The 26,362-nt window shown below is 41.0% G+C and carries 26 protein-coding genes; 14 read left to right on the forward strand and 12 right to left on the reverse strand.

Features of this window, described 5'->3' with window-relative positions; genetic code table 11:
• The first annotated feature begins 180 nt into the window (after positions 1 to 180).
• Together AWW72_RS12175 and AWW72_RS12180 are read left to right on the forward strand one after the other, a co-directional pair.
• Positions 181 to 651, forward strand: a complete 471-nt coding sequence (locus tag AWW72_RS12175; protein ID WP_005256734.1) for a YaiI/YqxD family protein — start codon at positions 181 to 183, stop codon at positions 649 to 651.
• Positions 652 to 658: 7 nt separating this feature from the next.
• On the forward strand, positions 659 to 1,552 hold the full coding sequence (locus AWW72_RS12180; RefSeq protein WP_062847519.1) for a DMT family transporter: 894 nt from the start codon (positions 659 to 661) through the stop codon (positions 1,550 to 1,552).
• Positions 1,553 to 1,562: 10 nt separating this feature from the next.
• Here AWW72_RS12180 and AWW72_RS12185 read toward each other — a convergent pair whose 3' ends face one another.
• Positions 1,563 to 2,144: a PilZ domain-containing protein gene (locus AWW72_RS12185; RefSeq protein WP_062847520.1), complete on the reverse strand. Its 582-nt coding sequence runs from the start codon at positions 2,142 to 2,144 to the stop codon at positions 1,563 to 1,565.
• Positions 2,145 to 2,169: 25 nt separating this feature from the next.
• Between AWW72_RS12185 and AWW72_RS12190 the strand changes: the two genes are divergently transcribed.
• From AWW72_RS12190 to AWW72_RS12205, 4 genes are all read left to right on the forward strand, one after another.
• Positions 2,170 to 3,405, forward strand: coding sequence for a lipoprotein-releasing ABC transporter permease subunit (locus AWW72_RS12190; protein ID WP_005256736.1), 1,236 nt, complete (start codon positions 2,170 to 2,172; stop codon positions 3,403 to 3,405).
• On the forward strand, positions 3,398 to 4,087 hold the full coding sequence (gene lolD / locus AWW72_RS12195) for a lipoprotein-releasing ABC transporter ATP-binding protein LolD (protein WP_005256738.1): 690 nt from the start codon (positions 3,398 to 3,400) through the stop codon (positions 4,085 to 4,087). Before AWW72_RS12190 ends, lolD begins: the two co-directional genes overlap by 8 nt.
• The gene (locus AWW72_RS12200) at positions 4,080 to 5,315 is read left to right on the forward strand and encodes a lipoprotein-releasing ABC transporter permease subunit (RefSeq protein ID WP_004771417.1); all 1,236 of its coding nucleotides are present in this window, start codon (positions 4,080 to 4,082) and stop codon (positions 5,313 to 5,315) included. The genes lolD and AWW72_RS12200 overlap by 8 nt, the downstream gene beginning before the upstream one ends.
• A gap of 88 nt (positions 5,316 to 5,403) precedes the next feature.
• The gene (locus AWW72_RS12205) at positions 5,404 to 7,830 is read left to right on the forward strand and encodes a DNA internalization-related competence protein ComEC/Rec2 (protein ID WP_062847521.1); all 2,427 of its coding nucleotides are present in this window, start codon (positions 5,404 to 5,406) and stop codon (positions 7,828 to 7,830) included.
• A 13-nt stretch (positions 7,831 to 7,843) separates the two neighbouring features.
• On the opposite strand, the gene AWW72_RS12210 is transcribed toward AWW72_RS12205, so the two are convergent.
• Positions 7,844 to 8,785, reverse strand: coding sequence for a lysophospholipid acyltransferase family protein (locus tag AWW72_RS12210; RefSeq protein ID WP_062847522.1), 942 nt, complete (start codon positions 8,783 to 8,785; stop codon positions 7,844 to 7,846).
• A 137-nt stretch (positions 8,786 to 8,922) separates the two neighbouring features.
• Here AWW72_RS12210 and sppA point away from each other — a divergent pair, with 137 nt between their 5' ends.
• From sppA to AWW72_RS12225, 3 genes are all read left to right on the forward strand, one after another.
• Positions 8,923 to 9,945, forward strand: a complete 1,023-nt coding sequence (gene sppA, locus AWW72_RS12215; protein WP_047432340.1) for a signal peptide peptidase SppA — start codon at positions 8,923 to 8,925, stop codon at positions 9,943 to 9,945.
• Between the two features lie 167 nt (positions 9,946 to 10,112).
• Positions 10,113 to 10,904, forward strand: a complete 792-nt coding sequence (locus AWW72_RS12220; protein WP_062847523.1) for an alpha/beta fold hydrolase — start codon at positions 10,113 to 10,115, stop codon at positions 10,902 to 10,904.
• Positions 10,905 to 10,912: 8 nt separating this feature from the next.
• Positions 10,913 to 11,287: a hypothetical protein gene (locus AWW72_RS12225; protein ID WP_062847533.1), complete on the forward strand. Its 375-nt coding sequence runs from the start codon at positions 10,913 to 10,915 to the stop codon at positions 11,285 to 11,287.
• Positions 11,288 to 11,316: 29 nt separating this feature from the next.
• On the opposite strand, the gene purN is transcribed toward AWW72_RS12225, so the two are convergent.
• Both purN and purM read right to left on the reverse strand, forming a co-directional pair.
• Positions 11,317 to 11,958 (reverse strand): phosphoribosylglycinamide formyltransferase, encoded by a 642-nt coding sequence (purN, locus tag AWW72_RS12230; RefSeq protein ID WP_171254721.1) that lies wholly within the window; start codon positions 11,956 to 11,958, stop codon positions 11,317 to 11,319.
• A complete protein-coding gene (purM, locus tag AWW72_RS12235) occupies positions 11,955 to 13,025 on the reverse strand; it encodes a phosphoribosylformylglycinamidine cyclo-ligase (protein ID WP_004771425.1) in 1,071 nt (356 codons plus the stop codon). The genes purN and purM overlap by 4 nt, the downstream gene beginning before the upstream one ends.
• Positions 13,026 to 13,158: 133 nt before the next feature.
• Between purM and cxpE the strand changes: the two genes are divergently transcribed.
• From cxpE to AWW72_RS12255, 4 genes are all read left to right on the forward strand, one after another.
• Positions 13,159 to 14,352 carry a chloramphenicol efflux transporter CxpE gene (gene cxpE / locus AWW72_RS12240; RefSeq protein ID WP_005256750.1) on the forward strand — a complete coding sequence of 398 codons (1,194 nt, stop codon included), beginning with the start codon at positions 13,159 to 13,161 and terminating at the stop codon, positions 14,350 to 14,352.
• A 20-nt stretch (positions 14,353 to 14,372) separates the two neighbouring features.
• A complete protein-coding gene (locus AWW72_RS12245) occupies positions 14,373 to 15,071 on the forward strand; it encodes a DnaA regulatory inactivator Hda (protein WP_004771428.1) in 699 nt (232 codons plus the stop codon).
• A gap of 115 nt (positions 15,072 to 15,186) precedes the next feature.
• Positions 15,187 to 17,055: a rhombotarget A gene (rbtA, locus tag AWW72_RS12250; RefSeq protein WP_062847525.1), complete on the forward strand. Its 1,869-nt coding sequence runs from the start codon at positions 15,187 to 15,189 to the stop codon at positions 17,053 to 17,055.
• Between the two features lie 14 nt (positions 17,056 to 17,069).
• Positions 17,070 to 19,502 (forward strand): CSLREA domain-containing protein, encoded by a 2,433-nt coding sequence (locus AWW72_RS12255; protein WP_062847526.1) that lies wholly within the window; start codon positions 17,070 to 17,072, stop codon positions 19,500 to 19,502.
• A 57-nt stretch (positions 19,503 to 19,559) separates the two neighbouring features.
• Here the strand turns inward: AWW72_RS12255 and AWW72_RS12260 are convergent, their stop codons facing one another.
• From AWW72_RS12260 to AWW72_RS12280, 5 genes are all read right to left on the reverse strand, one after another.
• Positions 19,560 to 19,949, reverse strand: a complete 390-nt coding sequence (locus tag AWW72_RS12260; protein ID WP_005256755.1) for a DUF3106 domain-containing protein — start codon at positions 19,947 to 19,949, stop codon at positions 19,560 to 19,562.
• Positions 19,939 to 20,262, reverse strand: coding sequence for a hypothetical protein (locus tag AWW72_RS12265; RefSeq protein WP_004771434.1), 324 nt, complete (start codon positions 20,260 to 20,262; stop codon positions 19,939 to 19,941). Before AWW72_RS12265 ends, AWW72_RS12260 begins: the two co-directional genes overlap by 11 nt.
• On the reverse strand, positions 20,249 to 20,866 hold the full coding sequence (locus tag AWW72_RS12270) for an RNA polymerase sigma factor (RefSeq protein WP_004771436.1): 618 nt from the start codon (positions 20,864 to 20,866) through the stop codon (positions 20,249 to 20,251). The genes AWW72_RS12265 and AWW72_RS12270 overlap by 14 nt, the downstream gene beginning before the upstream one ends.
• Positions 20,867 to 21,026: 160 nt before the next feature.
• Entirely contained in the window at positions 21,027 to 21,803 is a 777-nt protein-coding gene (locus AWW72_RS12275) for a TrmH family RNA methyltransferase (RefSeq protein WP_005256759.1), read from the reverse strand.
• A gap of 59 nt (positions 21,804 to 21,862) precedes the next feature.
• Positions 21,863 to 22,834: a class 1 fructose-bisphosphatase gene (locus AWW72_RS12280; RefSeq protein WP_062847527.1), complete on the reverse strand. Its 972-nt coding sequence runs from the start codon at positions 22,832 to 22,834 to the stop codon at positions 21,863 to 21,865.
• 177 nt (positions 22,835 to 23,011) lie between these two features.
• On the opposite strand from AWW72_RS12280, the gene AWW72_RS12285 reads away from it, so the two are divergent.
• A complete protein-coding gene (locus AWW72_RS12285; RefSeq protein WP_062847528.1) occupies positions 23,012 to 23,197 on the forward strand; it encodes an NF038105 family protein in 186 nt (61 codons plus the stop codon).
• 56 nt (positions 23,198 to 23,253) lie between these two features.
• Here the strand turns inward: AWW72_RS12285 and pal are convergent, their stop codons facing one another.
• The 3 genes from pal to tolA form a co-directional block, all read right to left on the reverse strand.
• Positions 23,254 to 23,820: a peptidoglycan-associated lipoprotein Pal gene (pal, locus tag AWW72_RS12290; protein WP_004771442.1), complete on the reverse strand. Its 567-nt coding sequence runs from the start codon at positions 23,818 to 23,820 to the stop codon at positions 23,254 to 23,256.
• Positions 23,821 to 23,842: 22 nt separating this feature from the next.
• Entirely contained in the window at positions 23,843 to 25,126 is a 1,284-nt protein-coding gene (gene tolB, locus AWW72_RS12295) for a Tol-Pal system beta propeller repeat protein TolB (RefSeq protein ID WP_062847529.1), read from the reverse strand.
• 98 nt (positions 25,127 to 25,224) lie between these two features.
• A partial coding sequence (gene tolA, locus AWW72_RS12300) for a cell envelope integrity protein TolA (RefSeq protein WP_062847530.1) occupies positions 25,225 to 26,362 on the reverse strand: 1,138 nt, incomplete at its 5' end.

Below are 26,362 nucleotides of genomic sequence, written 5' to 3' on the forward strand. Positions count from 1 at the left end.
TGGGATATTTCAAGTCTGAATCTGTAATTCTCTATAAATTATTTCATTTTTAATCTGGAGATTAGGGTTCTATCTTCCCTGAACGAAATGAAAAATTGATGGGATTGCTGCAAGGATGTTAACTCTACTTTTCCCGTAATCTGCTACACTAGCTTTTTCTTCTCAAGAGCTTTCGTCAACGTGCTGCCATTTAAATTATGGGTAGATGCTGATGCTTTACCTAAAATTTTACGTGAAGTGATTTTACGCGCATCGGATCGTTACCAACTCGAAGTAACCTTTGTTGCCAACCAGAATGTCGGTATCACACCTTCCATGCGGATTAAGTCCATTCAGGTGATGAGTGGGGCAGATCAGGCTGACCAAGAGATTGTGGATCGTATGCAAGAAAATGACATTGTCATTACACAAGATATTCCATTGGCGGCTCAAGTGATTGAAAAGGGTGGTATTGCCATCCATCCACGCGGTGAAATCTATACCACAGCCAATGTGAAAGCACGCCTACACTTGCGTGATTTTATGGATACGTTACGTGGGGCTGGGGTGCAAACTGGTGGGCCACCGCCAATTTCAGAACGTGATAAACGTGAATTTTCCAGTTCATTGGATCAGACTATTTTAAAACAGAAACGTAAAACAGCTTCTTGAGTTGAATATGCCATCACGTATTAACCTCATGCTCACTTATGGACTGCTGGTCTTTATCTGGGCAACGACACCGCTTGCAATTGTGTGGAGTGTTTCGGATTTACACCCGATGTGGGCTCTGGTAATCCGCTTTTTTATTGCCTTACCGCTGGCTGTGACGGTGTTATTACTGTTAAAGGTTAAATTCCCCGTTCATAAAATTGCATTATTGAGTTATGCCGCGGGTTCGCTCAGTCTGATTGGCTCGCAAATCTTTACTTATGCGGCCACAGCTTATCTGAGTTCGGGCTTGATCGCCTTGATGTTTGGTTTGGCACCGATTATGGCTGGCCTGATTGGTCGTTTTGGTTTTCAGCAGAAGCTGGCAGGTTTGCAGTGGCTCGGAATGGGAACATCCATTATTGGTTTGGCGATGATCTGCTTGAGTGGTAGTCAGCAGCATGTCCAGCCGATTGGTATTATTTTAATGCTGATCAGTGTTTTTTCTTATTCATTATCGATTTTTTTAGTGAAAAAGATTAATGCGGATTTACCTGTCATGGCACAGGCCACAGGTTCAATTTTGGTCTCCACTTTGTTGGCGACTTTGTTAATACCGTGGATCTGGCAATATGCACCAACGCATTTTCCTTCAGCTAAATCTTTATTTGCCCTGACCTATACCATCGTGATGGCATCGTTAATTGCGATGTTCTGTTATTTTAAACTGGTGCAGAACTTACAAGCGACAACATTGTCATTGACTACTGTAATGACACCAATGCTGGCGATACTGATCGGGGCTTACCTGAACCATGAACAGATATCGGCTCAGGTATTCGTGGGAGCGAGTATTATCCTGTTTGGTTTACTGTTGTATTTCTTTAGAGATTTAAGAGCATATCGCCGTTTAAAATCTTAAAATGATGCAATCAGCTGGTTTCGGTTTGTTGGGCCTGCCGAATACTGGCTGCTAATTTGGCACGATCTTGCGGATTTAAGGTAATGAAGTAGGCACCGATACGGAATTTTCCTTGTTCCTCCGCGGTGCTATGTACCACTTGAGCAATTGCAGCAATATGGAAGAAATTTTCAGGATGGCTCAAGGTAATATGGATATACGTGCCTTCATTAATATCTTGAGAACTAAAGAAACTTAATCCATTTTCAGAAACATTGACCTGCTCAGGGACGGGCAGTAAAGATTGCACGATATTGTCGTAATAAGAGCCCGTAATCAGGTTTAATTTCCGGTTAAAAAGGGATAAGATGCGAGCAATTTGTTGATCTTTTTCATTTAATTGTTCTAATTCGTAGCGAAACGCATGATCAAATTGATCTAACTCTGCAAGTAGTAGAAAATAGCGTGGCAATACGAAATGGGAATCATAAGGATCATTCAGCGCCACATCATCGGGAATGATTTGATAGTTGATTCTCAACACGGCATCAATACGAGACATCACACGACGTTCAGTGTTGTCGTCAACAAGATGATGTTGTGAATTTTCCATAATAAATCACCTCGGACTAGATGGTATGTTTAAGCCAATTTCGCTGTATATAGGGTTGAGATACACTCGTGCTCAGCGGAGTAATCATTTTATTTCTTTTGTCGCTTTAGTTTCCATGATCGGCTTGACGCTTGGTGTTGCCGTCCTCATTACAGTGTTATCTGTTATGAATGGTTTCGATCGTGAATTAAAAAATCGTGTCCTTGGAATGGTTCCACAAGCCACTGTTTCTTCTACTCAAATTCTAACAGATTGGCCTGAGCTTGTAAAAAAAGTTGAGGATCACCCGCATGTCACTGGTGCTGCACCTTTTACTCAATTGCAAGGGATGTTGACGGGGCAAGGTCAAGTCGCAGGCATCATGGTGACGGGGATTGAACCAAAATATGAAAAGAAGGTTTCGATTATCCAGAACCATATGGTTGCAGGTGATTTAAATGCATTAAAAAAAGGGGAGTTTGGGATTGTCCTCGGTAAGGACATGACTGATGCATTGGGTCTCAGCCTAAATGATAACGTTACCTTGGTGCTGCCCGAAGCGACACCTTCTCCAGCAGGTGTGGTACCACGTTTTAAACGCTTTAAAATCGTCGGGATTTTTAGTGTCGGTGCGGAAGTGGATTCAACAGTGGGTTATATTGCCTTGAATGATGCTTCGACCTTGTTGCGTTTACCCGATGGTGCGCAAGGTGTACGTCTTAAAGTAGATGATATTTTTACTGCGCCGAGTGTCGTTGAGCAGATTGTTAAACAATTGCCTGACAATTTTTATGCGACAAGCTGGAAGGAAACGCACGGAAGTCTATTTGGTGCGGTGAGAATGGAAAAGAATCTGGTCGGTTTGCTGTTATTTCTGATTATTGTGGTGGCTGCGTTTAATATCGTTTCGTCATTGGTGATGGTGGTCACTGATAAAAAGGCGGATATTGCGATTCTGCGTACTTTAGGTGCTTCTCCAAAATTTATTACCTCTGTTTTTATTGTGCAAGGCACCATTATTGGAGTCGTAGGTACAGTAGCAGGAGTTATTTTAGGCAGTGCTTTTGCATTAACCATCAGTGATTTGGTGGGCTGGTTAAATCATACCTTTGGGCTGAATTTATTTAGTGGCTATGTGATTGGCTATTTACCTTCTTATTTACGCTGGCAAGATGTACTGATTGTTGTGACAGCATCTTTATCTATCAGTTTTTTAGCAACAATTTACCCTGCTATCCGTGCAGCGAAAACGCAACCAGCTGAGGCATTACGTTATGAGTAAGATCGTTCTAGAATCAAAAAATATCTTTAAGCATTTCGATGATGGCAAAAGTAAAGTTGAAGTAATCAAAGGCTTATCGCTTCAAGTCAATGCGGGCGAGTTCGTTTCTATTGTCGGTTCAAGTGGTTCAGGTAAAAGTACCTTGTTGCATGTGTTAGGTGGCTTGGAGCAACCTTCGCAAGGAGAAGTCTTTTTGCAAGGTCAGCGCTTTGATAATTTAGGTGAGGCTGAGCGTGGTTATAAGCGTAATCAATATCTAGGTTTCGTTTATCAGTTCCACCATTTATTGCCAGAATTTACCGCCTTGGAAAATGTTGCGATGCCGTTAATGTTGCGCAAAGAAAGCAACTTTAAGGATGTGAAAAAGCAGGCAGAATATCTGCTGGATCGTGTGGGTCTATCTCATCGTATGGATCATAAACCGGGTGAGTTATCTGGTGGTGAACGCCAACGTGTGGCTTTGGCGCGTGCTTTGGTGACCAAACCTGCGGTGGTGTTGGCAGATGAGCCAACCGGAAACCTTGACCGTAAAACAGCGCTTAGCATTTTTGAATTGCTCACGGATCTGAAAAAAGAGCTTAACATGGCGATGCTGATCGTGACTCATGATGAGCAATTGGCACAGTCAGCGGATTCAATTTTACATATGCAAGATGGTATATGGGTGGGTGAGCATGTTTAAACCCATTTCATTTTATATTGGACTGAAATATACACAGGCTAGAAAAAAAAGCCGTCTGGTGTCATTCATTTCCTTGATGACAATGATTGGTTTAACTTTGGGTGTTGCTGTGCTGATTACGGTATTGTCCGTAATCAATGGTTTTGATCGAGAATTGAAAAACCGTATTTTAGGAATCGTGCCTCAAGCGACCATTGCATCCACTCAAATTATGACCAACTGGGAAGACTTGGCTAAAGATATTGCTAAACAGCCCCATGTTGTTGCTGTTGCGCCGTATACCCAGTTACAGGGGATGTTAACTGCGCATGGCGAAGTGACAGGGATCATGATCTCAGGAATTGAGCCCGAGTATGAAAAACAGGTCTCGATTGTTCATAATTATATGAAAGCAGGCAGTCTGGATGCGCTGAAGAAAGGAAAATATGGAATTGTCTTAGGGCAAGATTTAGCAGACAGTTTAGGATTGAAGCTCAATGATCCTGTGACGCTTGTTTTGCCTGAAGCGACAAATTCATCCGCAGGTGTTGTGCCTCGATTTAAACGTTTCGAAGTGGTGGGGATCTTTAAAATCGGAACTCAGGTTGATTCGATGGTGGGTTATGTTGCATTAAATGATGCATCAACGCTATTGCGTTTACCTGATGGTGCTCAAGGCATTCGCTTAAAGCTGGATGACATTTTTGCCGCGCCAGAGATTTCTGAGAGCATTATCAAAAAATTACCAAGTAATTTCTACGCTTCAAATTGGACCTATACGCAAGGTAATTTATTTAGCGCCATTCAAATGGCAAAAAACATGGTGGGGTTATTACTTCTACTGATTATTATCGTTGCAACCTTTAATATCATTTCATCCCTCATGATGTTGGTGACTGATAAAAAATCAGATATCGCAATCTTACGTACTTTAGGTGCGTCGCCCTTATTGATTACTCAAATCTTTATGGTGCAGGGTACAATTATTGGGGTGATTGGAACTGGGTTAGGGACCGTTTTAGGCATTATTTTATCGTTAAGCATTGGTAATATCGTATCTTGGGTGAATACGACCTTTGGCTTAAATTTATTAGATGCGTATTTTGTACATTATCTGCCTTCATATTTACGCTGGCAAGATGTACTACTTGTTGTAAGCGTCTCATTACTCTTAAGTTTACTTGCAACTATTTATCCCGCTTTACGCGCAGCAAAAGTTCAACCTGCTGAAGCCTTACGTTATGAATAATCTATAAATATTGAATTAGACCTCTTGTTAAAGCCCTGAAAAAGGGCTTTAATTTTGTCTTTAGAAAAACTAAACCTAATTTTAAGAAATGTTGAAGATCGTTTTGTTCGGCTGGATTGCCGGTATTGCTTTGATGGGGCAGCATTTCACTTTTATCGGTCAAACGTGGTGGATATGGCTGGCTTTGACGAGTGTGATATGGGGAGTAGGGCTATCTAATAAGCAGCGCTTTTTTCATCAGCCTGTGTATAAAGCACTGCTTTTAATGAGTTGCACGTGGGCATTGTTCTGTACAGGTTTTTATTATGCTGACTTGGCCTTGCAACAACGTTTAACTTTACGTGAGACTCAAGCTCAGCCATTTGAAGCCATTGTATATATTAAAAAAATAGATGAATTAACAGTCGATGGGCAAAAGCAGATTGCAGAAGTACTTAATCGTCATACCCAACCCGTTGATTGGCTGCTCTATCTCAATAAAGCTAAACAACTGGCAGATCAGCAGCCTACCTTAGAGCTTGGTCGTTATTATCGTATTGAGGGAAATATTCGGCCTGCGCATAGTTATGCCGTTGCTGGGGCATTTGATCAGGAAAAATGGTTTTTACAGCAGGATATTTTGTCTGCATTTTCGGTCAGGCAGATTCAGCCTTTAAGTGACGATGACATTTATCGTCTGGGGTATCAGCAGCATCTCAAGCAACAAAAAAACCTGAAAGCCATGTTGCTGTTAAAGGTTGAAAGCATGCGGCTTGCTTTCCGTCACATGTTGCAAACGACTTCATTCCAGCATCAAGGTTTACTATTAGCTTTACTGACGGGCGATGAAAGCTTATTGTCGAATGCGCTGAAACAGCAATTTCAGTTGCTGGGGATTTCACATCTATTGGCAATTTCAGGGCCTCATGTACTAATTTTTGCCTTAATGCTGACTTGGTTACTCAAGCAAATTATTCAGCGTTATTGTCCAAAGTTATATTTATGGAAACCAAAACAGATTTTGTTGCTTTTTCCTTTTGCCGCCAGTGTTGTACTGTATGTGGCATTTGTCGGTTTTGAGATTCCAGCCCTTAGAACTTTATTAACGGTGATGATTGCCAGTCTTTTTCTGATCTTCCGACTACCGATACAGCCTTTAGCATTATTGGTTTACAGTGCCAGCTTATTACTGCTGTATGACCCTTTTAGTATTTTATCGGCCGCATTCTGGTTGTCTTATGGGGCATGTTTTATTCTGTTGCGAATCTATCAAACGATAGAACAAATTCCACAAGATCAACTGAAAACCACCCTACAAAAAGGGATTTTGGCGATTAAGATCTTGGTCGATTCTCAATGGAAAATCTTTATTGCCTTGCTGCCATTGGTCGTGATTTTCTTCCAGCAAATTTCGTGGATTACACCGTTGAGCAACTTGGTGGCTATTCCATTGCTTAGTGGAGTCGTTGTTCCTTTAGACATTATCGCGGCTTGTCTATGGCTGGTCATTCCTGCATTAGGTTTATTCTTATTTCGACTCAATGATCAAATACTGGCATTGCTGATGTGGATATTAGATGGACTACAGCAGCTATCTCCAGCGCTATATGGCGTCAGTTATACGCCTGCCATGATGGTGAGCTTCATTCTGGGGTTAGTCATTGTGTTTATGCCGAGAGGAAGTATTCCCAAGCTTTGGGCTGGGATCTGTTTTTTGCCCATCGTATTCGGTGTAAAAACTCAATCGATCTCTTTGAATATTCTGGACGTGGGGCAGGGCCAAGCCATCTTTTTGCAACATCCTCAGCAAAGCATCATGATTGATACAGGTGGCTCTTATGACGAGACTCAATTTAGTTTAGGTGATCGAGTGATTATCCCGTATCTAAGGCAGCAGGGCATTCGAACACTCGATCACGTTATTTTTTCTCATCTTGATCAAGATCATAGCGGTGCATTTGCTTCGATTCAAAATGCTTTTGCCATAGGCCGAGTACAATCTAATGAACGCGGAGAAACTCTCCCATTCCAAGATAATTTCTCACTTTGTCATCAAGGACAGCGTTGGGATTACCCAAATATTCGGGTCGAGATTTTATCACCGCGAACCGAGGACTTGGTTTTGGCTAAACAGCAAAAAAATGAACAATCTTGTGTGGTGTATATACAGTTCCTGAATGCTCAGCCTTATCAAAACTTTCTGATCATGGGGGATGCTGGCTGGGAAACAGAATTTAAACTGCTACAGCAGTATCCTGATTTAAAAGTGGATATTTTAGTTTTGGGACATCATGGCAGTAAGCATAGTTCTGCTTATGACTTTTTAAACGTTTTAAAACCAAAGCTGGCAATTGCTTCTACGGGGCTAAATAATCGTTATGGTCATCCGAGTCGGGAAGTGCAGAGCCGTCTAAAGGCTTTAGATATTCCTTTACTGAATACCGCTGATACAGGGACCTTAAGTTTCTTATTTGAAAATGGAGCGGTGGAACTCAAGCTCCAGCGACAGCAAAGAAAATGGTTACAACAAGAATAGCCTAAGCAATCGTTTATTCAGCCTGCTGACGGACTTTGGCCACTTGAGCCAATGCTTCAGCTTCATCAATATCATAAATTTTTTTGAGCGCAGGATTGGCGCGAAAGCGTTTATAGCTCCAGTGATAATGTTCTGGATAACGTTGAATCAATTGCTCTAAAGTTTGATGAAGAATGAGCGTACCATTTTCGGCAGGACCTTCATAAATCTGAGGATTGATCGGCTCAATATACATATCGAAGCCATCTTGATCATTACGCATGGTATAAATAAGTAGGGCCTTGGCTTTGGTTTTCTGAATCAGCTTGGCGCTTAAACTGCTGGAAGCTAAGGGAATACCAAAATAATCCACCATGTCACCGCCATGATCAGGCGTGTGATCAGGCAAAATGGCTGTCGTGCCGCCTTGTTTTAAGGCTTTAAAAATTTGTCGAACGCCACTTTCATCGGTTGGGACAAGATGTGCCTGTTCACGGCTACGCGCATCGCGGACAAACTGATCCGCATCGGGATTTTTAACTGGCTTATATAAAATGGTCATTTGGGTATATTTCGATAACCATGAATTCATCACTTCCCATGTTCCAAAATGAGGGATAACGAGAACAAGACCTTTTTTTTCTATTAATGCATCGTGAAAGTAATGTTCACCATGAATTTTTTGAATACGTTGAATATTCTTTTGATTGGATGCGCCCCAGATACTTAAAAACTCAAAATAAGAGGTAAGCTCATTCCGAATTGCCTGTTTGGTCAACTGTTGTCTTTGCTGCTGATCCATATCTGGAAATGCAATCTGGATATTTAGACTGATAATTTTTGAAAGTTTAGACAACTGGAAGGTATTGACCAGTCCAGCAACCATGCGTGCCAAGAAGCGCCCTAATTGAATCGGCTGGCGACTGAGGAGCTTGATGAGACGGTAATTTGAGCTAATCGTTCTGGAATGGGTCATGGATTTGGTATGAGAAAAATTACAAAGGAAAGTATAATGCAAAAAATAATTATAAGTTAAAACAAGTTATTTAAACAGTTTTGTTGAAATCAGCGTATATAATAAAGTCACTTTAAAACATATTGGATTGGAATCTTATGTCCGATTGGCCACCAAAACCAAAAAACGAATCAACAAATAGTGAGAATGTTACGGGCAAAGAATGGCAGATTTTAGAAAAAGCTGTTCTTGCGTCTGTAGAAGAACAACGTCGTAGTCGCCGTTGGAGTATCTTTTTTAAATGTTTAGGCTTCGCTTATTTATTAATTGTCTTGATTGCAATGACAAAAGGCTGCTCAACTTCAACTGAGAAATCGACCACAAGTATTAGTAGTGACCATCTGGCTGTGATTGATATTGTCGGTACAATTGATTCTTCTGCGGGTCAATCGACCGTAAACAGTGAAGATACCAACAAAGCCTTAAAACGAGCGTTTGATGCAAGTGGCAGTAAAGCAATTGTTTTAAATATTAACTCTCCTGGTGGTTCGCCAGTACAGTCTGATGAAATCTGGCAAGAAATTCGCTATCAGAAAAAACAGCATCCAGATAAGAAAGTCTATGCTGTGATTGGTGATATGGGTGCTTCAGGTGCGTATTACATTGCGTCTGCTGCTGATGAAATCATTGTGAATCCATCAAGTTTAGTGGGTTCAATTGGTGTGATTATGCCAAACTATGGTTTAAGCGGCTTAGCACAAAAGTTGGGTATTGAAGATCGTACTTTAACTGCGGGTAGCAATAAAGATATCTTGAGTATGACCAAGCCACTAGATCCTGCACAAAAGCAACATGTGCAATCTGTATTGGATAATGTACATACTCACTTTATTAATGCGGTAAAAGAAGGTCGCGGCAAGCGTTTGAAGTCTAATGATCCAGCAGTTTTCTCTGGTTTATTCTGGACAGGTGAACAGGCGATTGCTTTAGGTATTGCAGATCGTAGCGGTAGCATTACCACATTGATGCGTGATCTTAAAGTTGATCAAAAAGTGGATTATACCGTTCAGCGTAATCCTTTAGAGTCAATCTTGGGCCGTATGGGTGCTAAGATTGGTGAAGGGATCAGCAGTTCGCTTGCGTCACAGCTTGAGACTCAGCAGAACGCTAAAATCCAATAGCATATCAGGCTTATGCTTCGGTCAGAGTTCTGCCTTGACCTTCTTAGGCTGTGGTTTCCACAGCCTTTTTTATTGTAAAAGTAACTGGGCAGTTCTTGTTTTGATTTGCAATACATGTGTAGAGCAGGATAATTGATCTATCAGTGAAAACAAATAAAGATCTATTTATGAAACCTTTGATTCATTTTGCCCATGCCAATGGTGTCCCCTCTAAAGTTTATCAAAAGCTATTTGATCAGTTGAAAGATCAATATGACATCATTTATGTGGCTGAAATTGGCAATGACAAACGTTATCCGATTACGCATGGCTGGACGCATCTGGTCGATCAGGTGATTGATAATATTGTTCAGCAAGCCCAAGGACGTCAGGTAATTGGTTTAGGACATTCATTGGGTTCTGTGTTGACTTTAATGGCAGCCTATCGCCGTCCAGAGTTATTTTCCCAAGTCATTATGCTTGATCCGCCACTAATCATTGGTAAAGCATCTTTTGTTTTCCATTTAGCCAAACTTTTCAAGCCTAAACTGGTGGATAAAATTACACCTGCGGGCTTATCTGCACGCCGTCGTGATCATTGGGAGTCACGTAAGCAAGCGGCTGAGTTGCTCGGTTCGCGTGGTTTCTATCAACATTTCGATGCAGATTGTTTTCAAGCCTACATTGATCATGCATTAACAGTTGATCCACAGCGGGGCGGTGTGACTTTAACCATTCCCAAAACAGATGAAGTGAAGTTATTTAGAACAACGCCATCGATGTGGTGGTTACCAATGCCAAAGCCACCTGTTCCTGTACATTTGATCGTGGGTCAAGATAGTGTTTTCTTAAAAGAGAAATTTCCGCAAGTCGCACAAAAGAAGTTAGGGATTCCTTTTTCTGTTGTAGAGGGGGGGCATATGTTCCCATTAGAACATCCACTGGAAACAGTCGATAAAATTAAAAGTTTGGTAATTTGATTGCTGAGATGACAAACGTTGAGATTATTCTAAATGCACTCGGCTTGCTGGGCTATGGGCAAGAAAGTAGTCAAGCAAGCGTACTGAAGTTTTTTGACGTTTATCAACAACAGGTTAAATATATCGGCGATTTTTTAAATATATTTAACCTTTCACTACGCGAAGTTCAAGCCAAAGAGGAACTCATAAAATTATTTGACCAATTTAATCATAAAAATTGGCAAGAAATTGATCAGCATTTATTTCAAGAAAGTGAGTATTACTTGTTTCTGCGCTTAAAAGTTTTTTTATTGCATTTCCATGAAGAAAATGACATGGATGAAACCGTTGAGTGGTTAAATTTTTTCCAAGAAAAATTTTTGTATTATCTCTTTGAGCAATAAAAACGCATCCGAGGATGCGTTTTGTTTTTTTAGAATTGAGCAAATTGAATCGGGCGTTGTAAAGGCTGCTGGTTGAAATAGGCTTGACCATTCTTCCAGCTCAGTTGACCTGTACAAAACCATTGTGCAACTTGAGGGTAAATGAAATGCTCAAGTTTATGCACACGTTGCGCCAGACTCTCTACTGTATCGTGCAAACCGACTTGAATGACAGATTGCGCAATACTTTGTCCAGCATCCAGTTCAGCCGTAACAAAGTGAACGGTACAACCGTGCAAACGGTCTCCTGTATTTAACACCCGTTGATGGGTATTAACGCCTTTATAAAAAGGCAGGAGAGAAGGATGGATATTTAACATTTTGCCTTGCCATTGCAGTACAAAGCTTGGTGTTAAAATCCGCATAAAACCTGCAAGAATAACCAGATCCACCTGCCACGCTAATAGCTGCTGGTGCATCGCTTCATCGAAGCTTTCGCGATTTGGGTAATCTTTATGTGAAATAACAGCGGTCGCAATATCGGCATCTTTCGCACGTTGTAATGCATAAGCATCAGCTTTGTTTGAGAGTACACCAATGATTTGCCCTGATAGCTGTTTACCGTTATGGGCATCTATCAGGGCTTGTAAGTTGCTACCGTTGCCTGAGACAAGGACAGCAATTCTCATTATGCAAAGATCACGCGAATTTTTTCGTCTGCGCCTTCAACTGATTCAGCATTTTCTTGAATGTGACCAATTTTCCAGGCTTTTTCACCTTGAGCATTTAATACGTCAATTGCTTTGTCAGCTTCGCTGGCATCAACTGCAATCACCATACCTACGCCGCAGTTAAATGTACGATACATTTCAAAGCGTTCTACGTTACCTTCACGTTGTAACAACTGGAATAACTCAGACCATTCCCAGCTTGATTCATCAATTACCGCTTGAGCGCCATTTGGAAGAACGCGTGGTAAGTTACCTGGTAAACCGCCACCTGTGATGTGAGCCATTGCATGCACATCAACTTGTTTGCAAAGTTCGAGTACAGGTTTAACATAAATACGTGTTGGTTCCATCGCAACATCTGCAAGTGGGCGACCATCAACGATTTGAGTTAAGTCTACATTTTTAACATCTAAGATTTTACGTAGTAATGAGTAACCATTTGAGTGCGCACCACTTGATGCTACACCGATGAGTACATCACCAGACTTCACTTTTGTTCCATCAATAATTTTACTGTGTTCAACTACACCTACAGCAAAACCAGCGAGATCATAGTCTTCGCCTTCGTACATGCCCGGCATTTCAGCAGTTTCACCACCGACCAATGCACAACCAGCAAGTTCACAACCTGTACCAATACCTGTGACTACATTTGCTGCAACATCAACATTTAAATGACCTGTTGCATAGTAGTCGAGGAAGAAGAGGGGTTCAGCGCCACAAACGAGCAAATCGTTTACACACATTGCCACAAGGTCTTGACCAATTGTGTCATGACGGTTGAGGTTAAGTGCCAGACGTAATTTTGTACCTACGCCGTCTGTTCCTGAAACCAATACAGGTTCTTCATAACCTTTTGGAATTTTGCATAGTGCACCAAAGCCACCAAGACCGCCCATTACTTCAGGACGAGTGGTGCGTTTAGCGACAGATTTGATACGATCGACTAATGCGTCGCCCGCTTCAATGTCGACGCCCGCATCTTTATAGCTTAAACCAGTGTTTGAGGTAGAAGTTGAGTTGCTCATAGTGAAGTCTCCGCAGTGGCGGCAGATTATAACCTGAATATACGAAACTCTTATGTTATTTATGCTCGAAAATGCTATCTTTAATTAAATTTTTTTCCATTTATAACGAATATACAAAAAAAGGCTAGATTTTATGCAAGATCAGGTACTACGTCGTATCTTTATCCTCGCTGGGCTCGCATTATTGCTTTGGGTGCTCTATCTGCTAAAGCCCATTGTCATTCCGTTCGTAGGTGCTTTTTTCATTGCCTACCTGTTTAGTCCACTCGTGGATGTTCTTGTCAAAATTAAATTACCGCGTTGGTTAGCCATCAGTATCGTGTTTATTGGTATTGGGGTGACCTTGACCATGGTGTTGTGGTTCCTGGTACCATTGATATGGAAGCAGCTCATGTATGCACGGGATAGTATCCCTGCGGGTATTCATTGGGTGAATGCCACTTTCTTGCCATGGGTATCACATACCTTTAATGTTGTACCAATGGAAATAGATACTGAACAGATTTCTAAAGCATTAATGGATTATATTCAAACCAACTATAGTGCCGATAGTATTCAGGCAATGGCATTAAGAGTTGCGCAATCTGGTCTGAACTTTATTCAGATTGGTGGTGTTGTCGTGTTGATTCCGATCATTTCTTTCTATTTCTTGTTAGATTGGGAAAGAATGTTGCAGAGTTTAAGACGTTTAATCCCACGTCCTTATGAAGCATCAACGTTAAATATCGTGCGTGAATGTCACAGTGTATTGGGCGCTTTCGTGAAAGGCCAATTCCTTGTGATGCTTTTATTAGGGATTGTCTATGCAGTTGGGTTACAGCTGATTGGTTTGGAAATTGGCTTGATCATCGGCATGATTGCTGGTCTGGCCAGTATTATTCCTTATTTAGGTTTTGGTGTCGGCATTATTGCAGCTGTAATTGCAACGCTTTTCCAATTCGGACTGGACTGGACTCAGTTACTTCTGGTTGGTGTGGTCTTCATGATCGGACAAATGGTAGAGGGATATATTCTGCAACCATTCTTGTTGGGTGATAAAATTGGTTTGTCGCCAGTGGCGGTTGTTTTTGCGGTATTGGCAGGCGCACAACTCGGTGGATTCCTTGGAATGTTGATTGCTTTGCCAGTTGCTGCCGTGATTGTGGTGTTGCTTAAACATGCACGTGATAATTATGAACGAAGCCGCTTCTATGGCTCCACCACCGAAGTTATCGTGGTACAAGGTGAAACTCAGCATATAAATGTTGAATCAGATCAAGTAGAGCTTGATATTCAAATTAAAAACTCTCAAGATACAGAGACTTCAAACCCAAATGATTTAAAGTAATTGAGGAACATATTAAATATATGCGTCAACTACAACTGGATATAGAACCACAACTCGATGCCCGAATCAGTGATTTTTCGGGGCCGGGTTGGGGACCTGTGGTTGATGCAGTCAGACAATTACATGCGGGTTTGGTTAGTCGTTTTTATGTCTATGGCGGGGCAGGAACAGGTAAAAGCCATTTGCTTTCTGCAATTTGTGATTCTTATCTGGAGTTAGGTCGCCCTGCAATTAAAGTTTCATTACTCGAATTATTAGATGCGCCTATTGAAGCAATTACTTCTTTAGAATTTTATGACTTAGTTGCTTTAGACGATATTGATGCAATCAGTGGCGTACCACATTGGCAAAAAGCCGTTTTTCATCTGATGAATAACCATGAAGGCCAACTGGTCTTTTCATCTCGGGTTGCACCTATTGAATTAAAACTGGAACTTCCTGACCTTCAGTCAAGGTTGACGCAAGCTGTTAGTGTTAAAGTCCCGAATGGTAGTTCTTATATAGATCGTCAAGCTTTACTTCAATCGGTCATGACTCGTCGCGGAATTCATTTTGACCAGCAAATTGTCGATTATTTATTAAGTAATGGCCCACATCAGGCCTCAATATTATTACAAACATTAGCCCAACTTGAAAAAATGCTAAAAGGCGAAAAAACCAAGCTTTCTAATACTACACTTAAGCAAATTTACGCTTTGATTGATGAATATCGCCAATAGTATAAAATTTCTTGAGTAATTTTGAGAGCTATGACAAAGTACGCACAAAGGAATGTGGTTGCAAACACCTAGTTTGTAAAACTAAAAAAATGAAAAAATATGAAAGGAGATCGGTATGCTCAAACGGACGCTTGCCTGCGCGTTTTTAATAATGACGGGGCACGCTTATTCTGCGGACATCCAAGTCACGACGTTGCTTGATGAAAAGAATTATACCGGTTGCTCGTTAAGAAATGCTGTAGAGTTTTTAAATAAAAGAAGTCAAAAAGAATATGAAAATGGCTATCAGGGCTGCGGTGATAAAGATTCCAGTAGCACCATCATTTTGCAAAGAGATAAAGAATATACATTAAATTCAGCAATTCATATTAAAGCGGGCATGGCCATCATGACGGCGGCTAGTGGCAGTTTTAATGATAATCAGAAAGGCATGCATAACGCGACCATTAAAATGGTGGGGAATGATCGTTTATTTGTCATTAACGATGAAAGTGTTGAAGAAACCTTGCTTCCTGTAATTTTTGTTGAATTAAATTTAAAAGGTTCTGCTTATAAGGTAACCGATGGTGGTTTGATCTTTAATAGAGAGGCGCTCAGTATCCAGTATTCTCGTTTAACGGGAGGAAATGCGGTTCGAGGTGGTGCAATCTATAATGCGGGTACGGTGACGAATGAGCAAACAACTGCAAGTTTATTGAACATCAGTAATAGCCTGCTCCAAGGAAACAAAGCAGATCAAGGCGCAGTTATTTATAGCGAAATGCCTTTGTATTTAATTACGCAATCTGTGATTCGTGATAATGAAGGCACTCAAGGCGAAAATGGTGCTTTACTCTATTCACAAACAGCCTTTACAGATAAAACGACAGCAGGCGTGTTAGCTTCTCGTGTCTCAGGCCTTCGCAATAGTACAATTTTTCATAATAAAGGTGGCTATGTAGCGAATATACGTGGTGGAATGTTGCTGAATAACGTAACGATTCTTAAAAATGTGGCGGGATTATTTTTACAGGCACCAAAGAGGGTGGTTGCTGCTACAAAAGAGGGTGAGAAAGCTCCGGATCCAGAACCAAGTGCTTATATTTCCAATAGTATTATTGTCGCAAATGAAGCAAATAACTGCGCCAGTTCTGCCGATGATGAAGCAGTTATACAAAGTAATTTGACGACAGCAGAATGTGATCGTAACGCACCAGTTGGCAGTCCAAACTTCTTCATTGGGAATAATAAGCTCATTGCGGGTGGAACCAACGATGAGGGTGAGTGTGCTGCACCACCTGCAGATGGACTTTTATGCCCGTATTACACGCCTAAAGACCAAATGTTAGGTTACTTTAAGCCACGCTTATTGATGTCCTATACTAAACTTTCAGACTCTTTGATTGTGAATAAAGGAAGAATTTATAGTGATGGAACAACAGCGGGTTTTGCAAAAAGTTGTGAAGGTTCAGATCAGCGTGGCAAACCACGAAGTGGCTATGATGAGTTATGTGATCTTGGGGCAATTGAGTTAGTTATTAACCGTGCTGAAGTTCCTATTGCGGGTGAAGATATTTTATATGGGCAAATTGCCAAGTTTAGTATTGCGGATAGCTTATTAGATGGCGAATTACTTGATCCAACATCATGCGAGAAAGTTCTAGGCAAGCGTTCGGATGATCAGCCTTGGCAACCAGGTTGTTTAGATATTCAACAAAGACAAACCCCTTCAAAAGGCAAGTTGACGATTGATCAGCAGGGGAATATTACTTATGTACCAAATGGAAATTGGCATGGGTCTGATGAATTTAATATGCGAGTGATGACGACAACAACACGTTTTAATGATGTCTCAAATTATTACATCACGATCCCAACCACAATTGTGCAAGCTCCACCTAATAATTTTCAAAGTAAAACTGTAAATGTTGGTGGTGGTAGTTTTGGGATAGGTGCAATCTTTGCATTATTCGGATTACTTGGATTACGTCGCTTTAAATCATAATCAGGGATGATGAGATGAAAAATTATAAAAAAACTTTGCTAGCCACCTTGGTGCTTGCGACGATGCCGCTTTTTGCAGCGACAAGTAGTGCCCCAATCCAAGTTACAACTTTTGTAGATGAAGATGGCGAAAATAACTATGCCTGTTCATTGCGAGAAGCACTGAAATCGGCAGCAGATAGAAAGCCTTATGGTGGGTGTCAAGTCACGGATACTTCGCCTGCTACGACGAAGTCGATTCAATTAGAAGCGGGTACCTATGTACTGGATCGAGAATTGGCACCAAAGATTGATATTGTGATTTTGGGCAAAAGTCCCGTTGATTGGGAAAAAAGAAGCGTTATTACCAATGACTACCCTGCACAAACGGTGTTGAAAACAACGATTGATGCCAGAGGAAAAGGCCGTATTTTTAATACGACTGGTAATAATAGTTCATTAACCCTCAATGATATCATTTTGAAAAATGGTAAAACCTCAGACCGTGGTGGAGCGATTTATGCTGGTGGCAATGTAAGTTTGCAGAATGTCCAAATTTTAGATGGTGAGGCTGGGGTAAGTGGAGGAGCAGTCTTCTTAGCAGGGTCGTCATCTTCTTTAAATATAGTCAGTGCTCTACTAAAAAATAATAAGGCGCCCTTAGGTAGCCTGCTCGCCATGAGTTGTATTAATGATAATGTATATTCAAAACGGAATATTGAAGTAAAGACGAGTAGTCTTATTGCAAATGGTACAGCTAATTCAAGTAGTATGCTTGAGTTTTGTGGAGAGCCTACGGCTTCATTAAGTACGAATACGATTGCGCAAAATACAGTAAACCTATCAAATGGTAGCTTGATTAAATTTACAGGTGATAGTCAGGTAGGCAGTACACCTACAAACAACTCCAGTATTTTAAGTAACTTGAGTAGTATCAATTTACTCAGTAATACCATTGTGGAGAACAATGCTTACTCTGCTTTTCTATATGATAAGTTAGGGCTGAAAATATTAAGTTTCAATGTGCTTGCTTATAATAATGGAGGCTATTCTTGCCGTTATTTGTTAGGGGATGTCACCGAAGAGAAAGAGGTAGATATCGTCCCGCTTTATAACGCTTTTTCTCTAAATGGGGCGAGTAAGTGCGATTTACCAAAACTGGCCTTACCTGAGAAGCATACTAATATTGATATTAGTGCTGTTAACATTCGTACGCTTTTAACGACATTACAGCCAGAGTCGGAATTTACGGCTTTTTTACCCCTATATTATCCAGTAAATACCAAGTTGGAAAAAGATTTGCTTAATACGGGTGTCACTGGCTGTAGTGCAACAGACCAGCGCAATATCGCACGTATTACTGATGGTACATTGCATTATGATCCAGACTCGCGCAATTCCTGCGATATTGGTTCCGTTGAGTTTATGAAATTGACAGCGGGTGATATTACTGATGTCTCTAATATTTCATTGACAACATTAGTGGCAAACTACAAAAACCAGCTGGACTTCTTTAATGATCTTGTTAAGCAGCCAAATAATCCTGATTTCTTAACTTACTATAAGGTTCGTGCGCAAGAGTATAAAAACTTATATGAGAAGACAAAGACTAATTTAAAATATAGAGCGATCTTTATTGATTTAAAAAATTATCAGTTGCCGATTCCTCAAGAAACTCAGCAAGCTGATGGCACTTCTAAAGTGGCATTCTTTAATAAACAAAATTATATCGTTACAACTGAGCCTTTAGGAAAAGGGCAAATCAGCGACAATGTTGAGAATATTGATAAAGAAGAAGCTAAAAAATTGGTTTGTGAATGGAATGATGATTTAGAACAAATTATTTTCTATCGTAAAGATGATGGTATTACACAAGCAGGCGATAAAATTTTCTGTAAATATACTATTCAATATCGAGCAGATCCTTCAATTACCTCTTCTGGATTGATTAGTGCTGCATTTTTAAATATCGCGCCAGAAGCAAAAGATACGTCGGTCACATTGAAGTATCAAAAGAAAGAAAAGGTAGCTATCAATTTGCTGAACTTCGCCAATGACTATGGTGATATGGGAGAAGGTGGAAAAGGCCCTGCAAGTAATCCAAATAAGCCACAATTCTGGAGAAATGCGGAAGGAGTTGAGTTACCAATCCGATTATCTAATGTACCCTCTGAAAATATTAGCGTGACTGCTGACCGCAAAGGTCCATGCCCTGAACCTGATCAGCAGGAAACCTGCTATGGCGGCAATATTTACGTTCAGGAAATAAATATCTTTAACCCATTTAATTATTCATTTAATTATCAGGTTTATGATGCAGAAGGTTTGATTTCAAATACCGCGACTGTGAAAATTATCAGTACAGGTACGACCTCTGATGATACCCGTAAAGGTGGAGGCGGTAGTCTGAATTTCCTATCTATATTTGGTTTATTCGGTTTATTGGCTTATCGCCGTATGAAAAAATAAAACATGAAATAGAAAAGAGCGCCATATTTGGCGCTCTTTTATTATCAAATTCAAAAATCAATGTTCAGCGTATTTACTTAAATATTCTTCTCGGATGTTTACCCGCTCTTCTGTACTCGCATTTTGCATACGTTTACGCAAGGTGGTACGTTCCTGAGTACTCATTTTTTGCCATACATCACGCATTTTTTGTTTTTCATCTTCTGGCAGTTGAGTAAACCATTCCATTCTTTGCTGGAGTTGTGAGCTTTGTGTGGTCGGAATTTCCTTTAACGACTGATAGCGTTTAATTAAAACGCGTTGTTCCTCTGGGGATAAATCATCCCATGCTTCTTCAGTTGTTGGCTTATTCTGTTTTGAAAAAATCCAGAACCGTTCCGAACCTGCAAAACTGGTTTGTAATAAGCCGAGCGTACACACAACAAGTGCTAACTTTTTAGCTGCCATGTGGAACTTTATCCTCACCTAGAACCAATAACATTTCCATATCTTCAACCATCTGAGGAGATAGTTTCGGATTAACCACAACCTGATTTTGCGGTTTATCGATTAACTGTAAAGAGCTTGGTAATACAGCAATACCCATAATAGCAGCTGCCAAAGCAAAACCTGTCATTTTCCAGATGCTGTAATAAGAAGTAGGCTTCTTTTGTACCGTATCTAAAACATGATTCATCACCATCATTTTATTGTGGTGCTGCTCTCTTGCAAGTTGATCAAGTTTGGAAGTCACTTGTTTAGCGAACTCATCTTTTTTCATCTGATGATCCTCCCGTATGTGGATTTAAGTGCTCTAAAGCAATTCTGAGTCCCTGAATTGCACGGTGATAATGTGTTTTTACACTACCTTCACTACAATCCATAATTTGCGCTGTCGTCATCGTATCAAAGCCTTCCCAGGCTCTTAACATGAACGCTTGTTGCTGACGAACTGGTAATTGATTAATTGCAGCCTGAATTTCCTCCATCGTCACTTCCTGATCAAGGAACTCAAATGGGTTTGGGGTTGATTCATCGACTACATCAATAATTTCTTCGTCATCATCTAAACTGATTTTCTTAAATAATGAGAATGGACTTGCCCGACGGGCTTCCTTTCTTCTCCAGTCCTGAAGTTTATTATTCAATATGGTATAGAACAGGGGATACCATTCATCGGTACTCTTATCTGCATAGGACTTATGCAATGAAATAAAGGCTTCCTGAACCAGATCCATTGCAATGCCTTGTTGTCCCTGTGTCGCACTCTCCATCATCACAAGCGCACGACCAGTCACGTCTTGCATAAAGAAACGCAGACGTTGTTCAACCGTACTACGATCAGTACCGTTTTCCGTTCGAGCCTGTTTAGGTGCTAAATCCATAGAGATGGAAAATCCTGTCATGGATACCCACCATTATTATTTCAATTCATTAATCATATAACGTTGAAAATGGTGGGCGCGTTGACAACTTAAGCAATTATTTTTAGTAGTGTAATAGATTTTCCCAGTAAAAAACGCGTATTTAAAATAAAATAACGTTTTACTGACGTTGGCGTACCATTTCAAAGAAGCAGACTGAACCTGCAATTGCAACGTTCAAAGATTCTTGGCCACCCGGTTGAGGAATCGTCACTGCTTGAGCGTGTTCTAGGGCATAGTCACTGGCACCTTGACCTTCATTACCCAAAATCCATACACATGCTTGAGTCAAATCTTGTGTGTATAAGCTAGTTGAACGGTGTGAACTGGTCACAAAGACAGGAATGTCAAACTTTGGAAGTAAATCACTGAGTTGAAAATTTTCAAAACAAGTTAGGCTGAAGTGTGCACCCATACCCGCACGCAATACACGCGGTGACCACAATGATGCTGAACCTTGTGTACAAATCACTTGCTTAATATTTGCAGCAGCAGCAGAACGTAGAAGTGTGCCGACATTTCCTGGATCCTGAACATTTTCCAGAATGAGCGTATCTGCATTAAAATCAATTGTGACTGAACTTTTAGGAAGATCAACAATCGCTAAGCAAGGTAGCGTAGTGCCTAAAGTACTTAAATCTTTGTAAAGTACTTCACTAATAACAAAAATATGGCCTTGATGTAATTCGATGACTTGTTGTAATTCGGGGTGATTAAGTGCTTGTTCGGTCGTAAATAGAGAAAAGATTTTTTTCTGCTGTTGTAACCAAGCCAGACAAAGATGTGTACCTTCCAGAACCGTTTGCTGATGCTTTTTTCGGGCGCTGTTCAGCTCGATCAGCCCACGCAAATGTTTGATCTTTGCATTGTCTTTTGATTCTAGAAAAATAACTGCCATAAGATAAACATCCAAAAGGGCACTATAAATGGATGATAATGCCCTGATTATAAAATTAATTAGTGATAGCTGGTTACGCGTTCAACTTCATTCTTAGAACCAATAATGACTGGAACACGTTGGTGTAATTCTGTTGGTTGAATATCCAGAATACGAACACGACCTGTTGTAGACGCACCACCTGCCTGTTCAATCAGCATGCTCATTGGGTTTGCTTCATACATCAAACGTAAGCGACCTGCTTTTTTAGGGTCTTTCAAGTCATAAGGGTAAAGGAAAATACCGCCACGGCATAAGATACGGTGAATGTCACCGACCATGCATGCAACCCAGCGCATATTGAAGTCTTTTTCACGCACTGATGTTTTACCAGCAAGTAGCTCATCAATATAGCGTTTCACTGGATTTTCCCAATGACGTTGGTTAGATGAGTTGATTGCAAATTCTTGTGTATCTGCTGAAACTTGAACTTTTTCAGAAGTTAATAAGAAGCCTTGTGTGGTTGGATCAAAAGTAAAGAATACAACGCCTGCGCCAACAGTCAGTGCGAGCATGGTTGATGGACCATAAAGTACATAACCCGCAGCAACTTGCTCAGTCCCTGCTTGCATGAAATCAGCAGCTTGTGTGATTGCATTTTTTGCTGGAAGGATAGAGAAAATCGTACCCACACACATATTGATGTCGATATTGCTTGAACCGTCTAATGGATCGAATAAAACTAAATATTTGCCATTTTCTTGCGCAGGGGTGAAGTCATCTAATTCTTCTGAAGCCAAACCACCCACTTGTGGATGAGCTTTTAATGCATCAATCAGGTAATCATTCGAAATGACATCTAGTTTTTTCTGCGTTTCACCCTGAACGTTTTCATTGCCCGCGCTGCCTAAAATGCCCGCTAAAGCACCTTTTTGTAATGCCTGGTCAATGGTCTGGCAAGTTGCTGCAATTGTTTCGATGACTTGTGCCAACTCTGGAGTCAAATTCCCATTTTGTTGTTCTAGATATTGGGTCAAAGTAAGGTTTGACATATTGAATAGCTCCGATTTAGCCGTGTCAAAAATTGATAAAAATGAATGTGGCTATTCTAGATGAGAACGCCCAAAAATAAAAATTATCTTACTTTATTTATGTTGCTTTTATGATTACAAGTACGCCATTACATGCTATGTTGGATGGATACTAGACAGGATGTTTGGAGATTAAAGATGTCAACCAAGAATTTTGAGGCAACGCCTACGCCAAGCGAACCTATTAGTTTAGAAACGATTTCTAAAGAGAAGGTGCAAGAGGCTTGGAAAGAGTATGAGGCGAAGCCAGAATACAAAGAGTTCAATAAGCACGATATGATTGAATCGATGCAGAACAAGACTGGTGTCCAATCTACGTCTTGATCGCAAATAAAAATGCTCACCTAAAGTGAGCATTTTTATTGAAAGTATTCACACGATTATTTTAATAACGGTGGAACAGCTTCGTAGTTGATTTCTACACGGCGGTTTTCTTTCCATGCAGCTTCATTGTGACCTGCATTGACAGGAGATTCTTTGCCGTAGCTTACTGCTTCAAGCTGTTGTGGGTTGACACCATTGGTAATCAGGAAGCTTTCAACTGCTTTGGCACGACGCTCACCAAGCGCCATGTTGTATTCACGTGTACCGCGTTCATCTGTGTGGCCAGTAAGGGCAACACGAGAATTGGCATTTGCAACAAGGAACTGCGCATGGGCTTGCAATGTTTGATAATCTTCGTTTGATAAGTCACTGCTGTCATAGTTGAAGTGAACAACACGTTTCGCCAAGAATGCTTTATTTGCAGCAGTTACACCTTTTGAAGAAGCGCCCGCAAGGTTTTGTGCATTTAAAGCGGCATCTTCACTTAAACCATCAGTGCTTACAGTTGATGAGCCGTTTGGTGTATTGCCTGCAGTAATTTCAGCAGCAGGTTTACGGCTTGCACAACCCGTGAAAACAAGTGTTGCAGCAATCAGTGGAAGCGTTAAATATTTAATGTTCATATGATTCTCCAATCAATTAAATTTATTTTGGTGCCCAAGCTGGTTCACGAACTTCACCTTGTTCGCTTGGTAAATTCATGCGGAAACGACCGTCAGTAGACATGACTGATAAAAGACCACGATTCCCTTCACGCGTTGCGTAAACAACCATTTGGCCATTTGGCGAGAAACTTGGTGATTCATCTAAACTGGTTGGTGTGAGAATATTGGTAATACCTGTGTTGATATCTTGAATGGCAACTTTGTAGTTACTGCCGCTTGGACGATGGACAAGGGCAATCTTTTTACCATCTGCGCTTAATGTACCGCGTGCATTGAATGCACCTTTGAAGGTTAGACGTTTGACTGAACTGTCATCAAAGCTATAGCGATAAATTTGTGGCGAACCACCACGATCCGATGTAAAGATGAATGACTTGCCATCTGGAGAGTAACGCGCTTCAGTATCAATCGCAGAGTCATTGGTCATGCGTTGTACTTGGCGAGTACTTAAATCCATTTGATAAACTTCAGGATTGCCGTGCATAGAAGCGGTAAATAACATTGATTTACCATCTGGCGAGAAACTTGGTGCGCCATTCAAGCCACGGAAACTGGCTAAAACTTCGCGTTGTCCTGTTGCTAAATCCTGTAGGTAAATTGCTGGTCGTTTGGTTTCGAAAGAAACATAGGCAATTTTCTTGGCATCAGGTGTCCAGGCCGGAGAAAGGATCGGATCACGTGATGACAGCACTGTTTTAGGCTGTTCACCATCAGTATCTGCAATTTGTAAAGTATAACGTTGAGCTGGTGTTGCTTGATTACGTAATACATAGGCAATACGACCGCTAAAGTCACCTGCAATACCCGTTAAGGCTTGATAAATCGTATCACTGATCAGATGTCCTGCTTGACGTACGCGCGAGCGAGGCACAGTGAGTACTTCATTGAGTAAATATTGTTGTTTTTGTATATCGTACAACTGGTAGTGAATTTCAAATGTATTGGCATCAACAGCCTTCATTTGACCCACAACAACATAAGGTACACCTGCATTTTGCCAATCACCTGCCTGTACCTGATTTAGACTAGCAGTTGCTGGTAAATTTTGAGATGCGCTGGTAAAACGGCCTGAGCGATTCAAGTCGCTTTCCACAATTGGATAGATCGCATTGTCATTTGCAAATGGGATAATCGCGATTTTTGGCGCTTGTTCAGGTGCTTTTGCAATTTCGAAATACAGTTGAGCAAAAGTGCTTGAAGGGATTACTGCACTCATTGCAGTGAAAACTGCTAAAGAGAGGAGGTGTTTACGAGTCTTGTCCATAGTTACAATTACTTGCGTCGTATTTTTGTGGCTGTAGATTATTTAACATAGTTACATGCTTTGTGCTATTAAAAGCATGTAACGTTAACTATTCATTACTATTTTGCAATAAAAGTTGGAGTTGCTGTTCGTGCTTCACGGCGTGCATCAGGATCTTCTGGCATTGGATAAGGTGCTGCTGCATCAATAGCTGCGAGAATACTTGCATCAAGGGCATCATCACCACTTGATTTTGTGATAACTTTTGACAGTACCGCGCCTGAATCTGACAAAGTAAATCTCACAGTAACTCTTTTTCCAGACGTACCAAGTGGAACATGCCAAGCCCGATCAATTTTTCTTCGGAAATCTTGTATAGCTGTTGATGCAATTCGTTTTGCATCCGCTTTCTTCTGGGCAGCATCCTGTTCAGCTTTTTTTGCAGCAGCAGCTTTTGCATCAGCTTCTGCTTCCGCTTTACGTTTCGCATCGGCCTCAGCTTTGGCTTTTGCATCCGCATCGGCCCTGCGTTTAGCATCCGCGTCGGCTTTAGCTTTCGCATCTGCATCAGCTTTACGTTTTGCATCCGCATCGGCTTTACGTTTAGCGTCTGCGTCAGCTTTGCGTTTGGCATCTGCTTCGGCTTTCGCTTTGGCATCTGCGTCAGCTTTACGTTTCGCATCTGCATCAGCTTTACGTTTGGCGTCCGCATCGGCTTTACGTTTAGCGTCTGCTTCGGCTTTCGCTTTGGCTTCCGCATCAGCTTTACGTTTCGCATCTGCGTCAGCTTTGCGTTTGGCATCTGCATCAGCTTTACGTTTCGCATCTGCCTCGGTTTTACGTTTTGCATCTGCATCAGCTTTACGTTTTGCATCCGCTTCAGCTTTCGCTTTGGCATCTGCATCGGCTTTACGTTTTGCGTCTGCGTCAGCTTTACGTTTCGCTTCTTGCTGAGCTTGAAGTTTTGCGTTTTCAGCTGCTTTCTGCTGTTTTAACTTCGCATCTTGCTCGGCTTTCTGGCGTGCTTTGGCATCGGCTTCAGCTTTCGCACTTTGTTCGCGTTTTGATTCAGCTTCAGTTTTTGCCTTGGCATCAGCTTGACGTTTTGCTTCAGCATCGACACGTTGTTTTTGTGCCTGTGCTTCTGCAAGTTTACGTTGTTCCTCGACCTGCTTGGCACGAGCAGCTTCATCGGCTTTACGTTTTTGTTCAGCTAATTTTGCTTGTTCCACCTTTTGTTTTTCAGCTGCAAGTTGT

Source organism: Acinetobacter sp. NRRL B-65365 (genome assembly GCF_001605865.1).
GTDB classification, from domain to species: domain Bacteria; phylum Pseudomonadota; class Gammaproteobacteria; order Pseudomonadales; family Moraxellaceae; genus Acinetobacter; species Acinetobacter vivianii.

Coding starts and splice junctions, on each gene's coding strand:
- purM (WP_004771425.1), bottom strand. CDS start 13,025: ATGAGCAACTCAACTTCTACCTCAAACACTGGTTTAAGCTATAAAGAT.
- AWW72_RS12185 (WP_062847520.1), bottom strand. CDS start 2,144: ATGGAAAATTCACAACATCATCTTGTTGACGACAACACTGAACGTCGT.
- AWW72_RS12260 (WP_005256755.1), bottom strand. CDS start 19,949: ATGGCAGCTAAAAAGTTAGCACTTGTTGTGTGTACGCTCGGCTTATTA.
- AWW72_RS12180 (WP_062847519.1), top strand. CDS start 659: ATGCCATCACGTATTAACCTCATGCTCACTTATGGACTGCTGGTCTTT.
- AWW72_RS12210 (WP_062847522.1), bottom strand. CDS start 8,785: ATGACCCATTCCAGAACGATTAGCTCAAATTACCGTCTCATCAAGCTC.
- AWW72_RS12245 (WP_004771428.1), top strand. CDS start 14,373: ATGCGTCAACTACAACTGGATATAGAACCACAACTCGATGCCCGAATC.
- AWW72_RS12285 (WP_062847528.1), top strand. CDS start 23,012: ATGTCAACCAAGAATTTTGAGGCAACGCCTACGCCAAGCGAACCTATT.
- AWW72_RS12220 (WP_062847523.1), top strand. CDS start 10,113: ATGAAACCTTTGATTCATTTTGCCCATGCCAATGGTGTCCCCTCTAAA.
- tolB (WP_062847529.1), bottom strand. CDS start 25,126: ATGGACAAGACTCGTAAACACCTCCTCTCTTTAGCAGTTTTCACTGCA.
- AWW72_RS12265 (WP_004771434.1), bottom strand. CDS start 20,262: ATGAAAAAAGATGAGTTCGCTAAACAAGTGACTTCCAAACTTGATCAA.
- AWW72_RS12255 (WP_062847526.1), top strand. CDS start 17,070: ATGAAAAATTATAAAAAAACTTTGCTAGCCACCTTGGTGCTTGCGACG.
- rbtA (WP_062847525.1), top strand. CDS start 15,187: ATGCTCAAACGGACGCTTGCCTGCGCGTTTTTAATAATGACGGGGCAC.
- cxpE (WP_005256750.1), top strand. CDS start 13,159: ATGCAAGATCAGGTACTACGTCGTATCTTTATCCTCGCTGGGCTCGCA.
- AWW72_RS12190 (WP_005256736.1), top strand. CDS start 2,170: ATGTTTAAGCCAATTTCGCTGTATATAGGGTTGAGATACACTCGTGCT.
- pal (WP_004771442.1), bottom strand. CDS start 23,820: ATGAACATTAAATATTTAACGCTTCCACTGATTGCTGCAACACTTGTT.
- AWW72_RS12280 (WP_062847527.1), bottom strand. CDS start 22,834: ATGTCAAACCTTACTTTGACCCAATATCTAGAACAACAAAATGGGAAT.
- AWW72_RS12205 (WP_062847521.1), top strand. CDS start 5,404: ATGTTGAAGATCGTTTTGTTCGGCTGGATTGCCGGTATTGCTTTGATG.
- AWW72_RS12225 (WP_062847533.1), top strand. CDS start 10,913: ATGACAAACGTTGAGATTATTCTAAATGCACTCGGCTTGCTGGGCTAT.
- AWW72_RS12275 (WP_005256759.1), bottom strand. CDS start 21,803: ATGGCAGTTATTTTTCTAGAATCAAAAGACAATGCAAAGATCAAACAT.
- AWW72_RS12270 (WP_004771436.1), bottom strand. CDS start 20,866: ATGGATTTAGCACCTAAACAGGCTCGAACGGAAAACGGTACTGATCGT.
- AWW72_RS12200 (WP_004771417.1), top strand. CDS start 4,080: ATGTTTAAACCCATTTCATTTTATATTGGACTGAAATATACACAGGCT.
- sppA (WP_047432340.1), top strand. CDS start 8,923: ATGTCCGATTGGCCACCAAAACCAAAAAACGAATCAACAAATAGTGAG.
- lolD (WP_005256738.1), top strand. CDS start 3,398: ATGAGTAAGATCGTTCTAGAATCAAAAAATATCTTTAAGCATTTCGAT.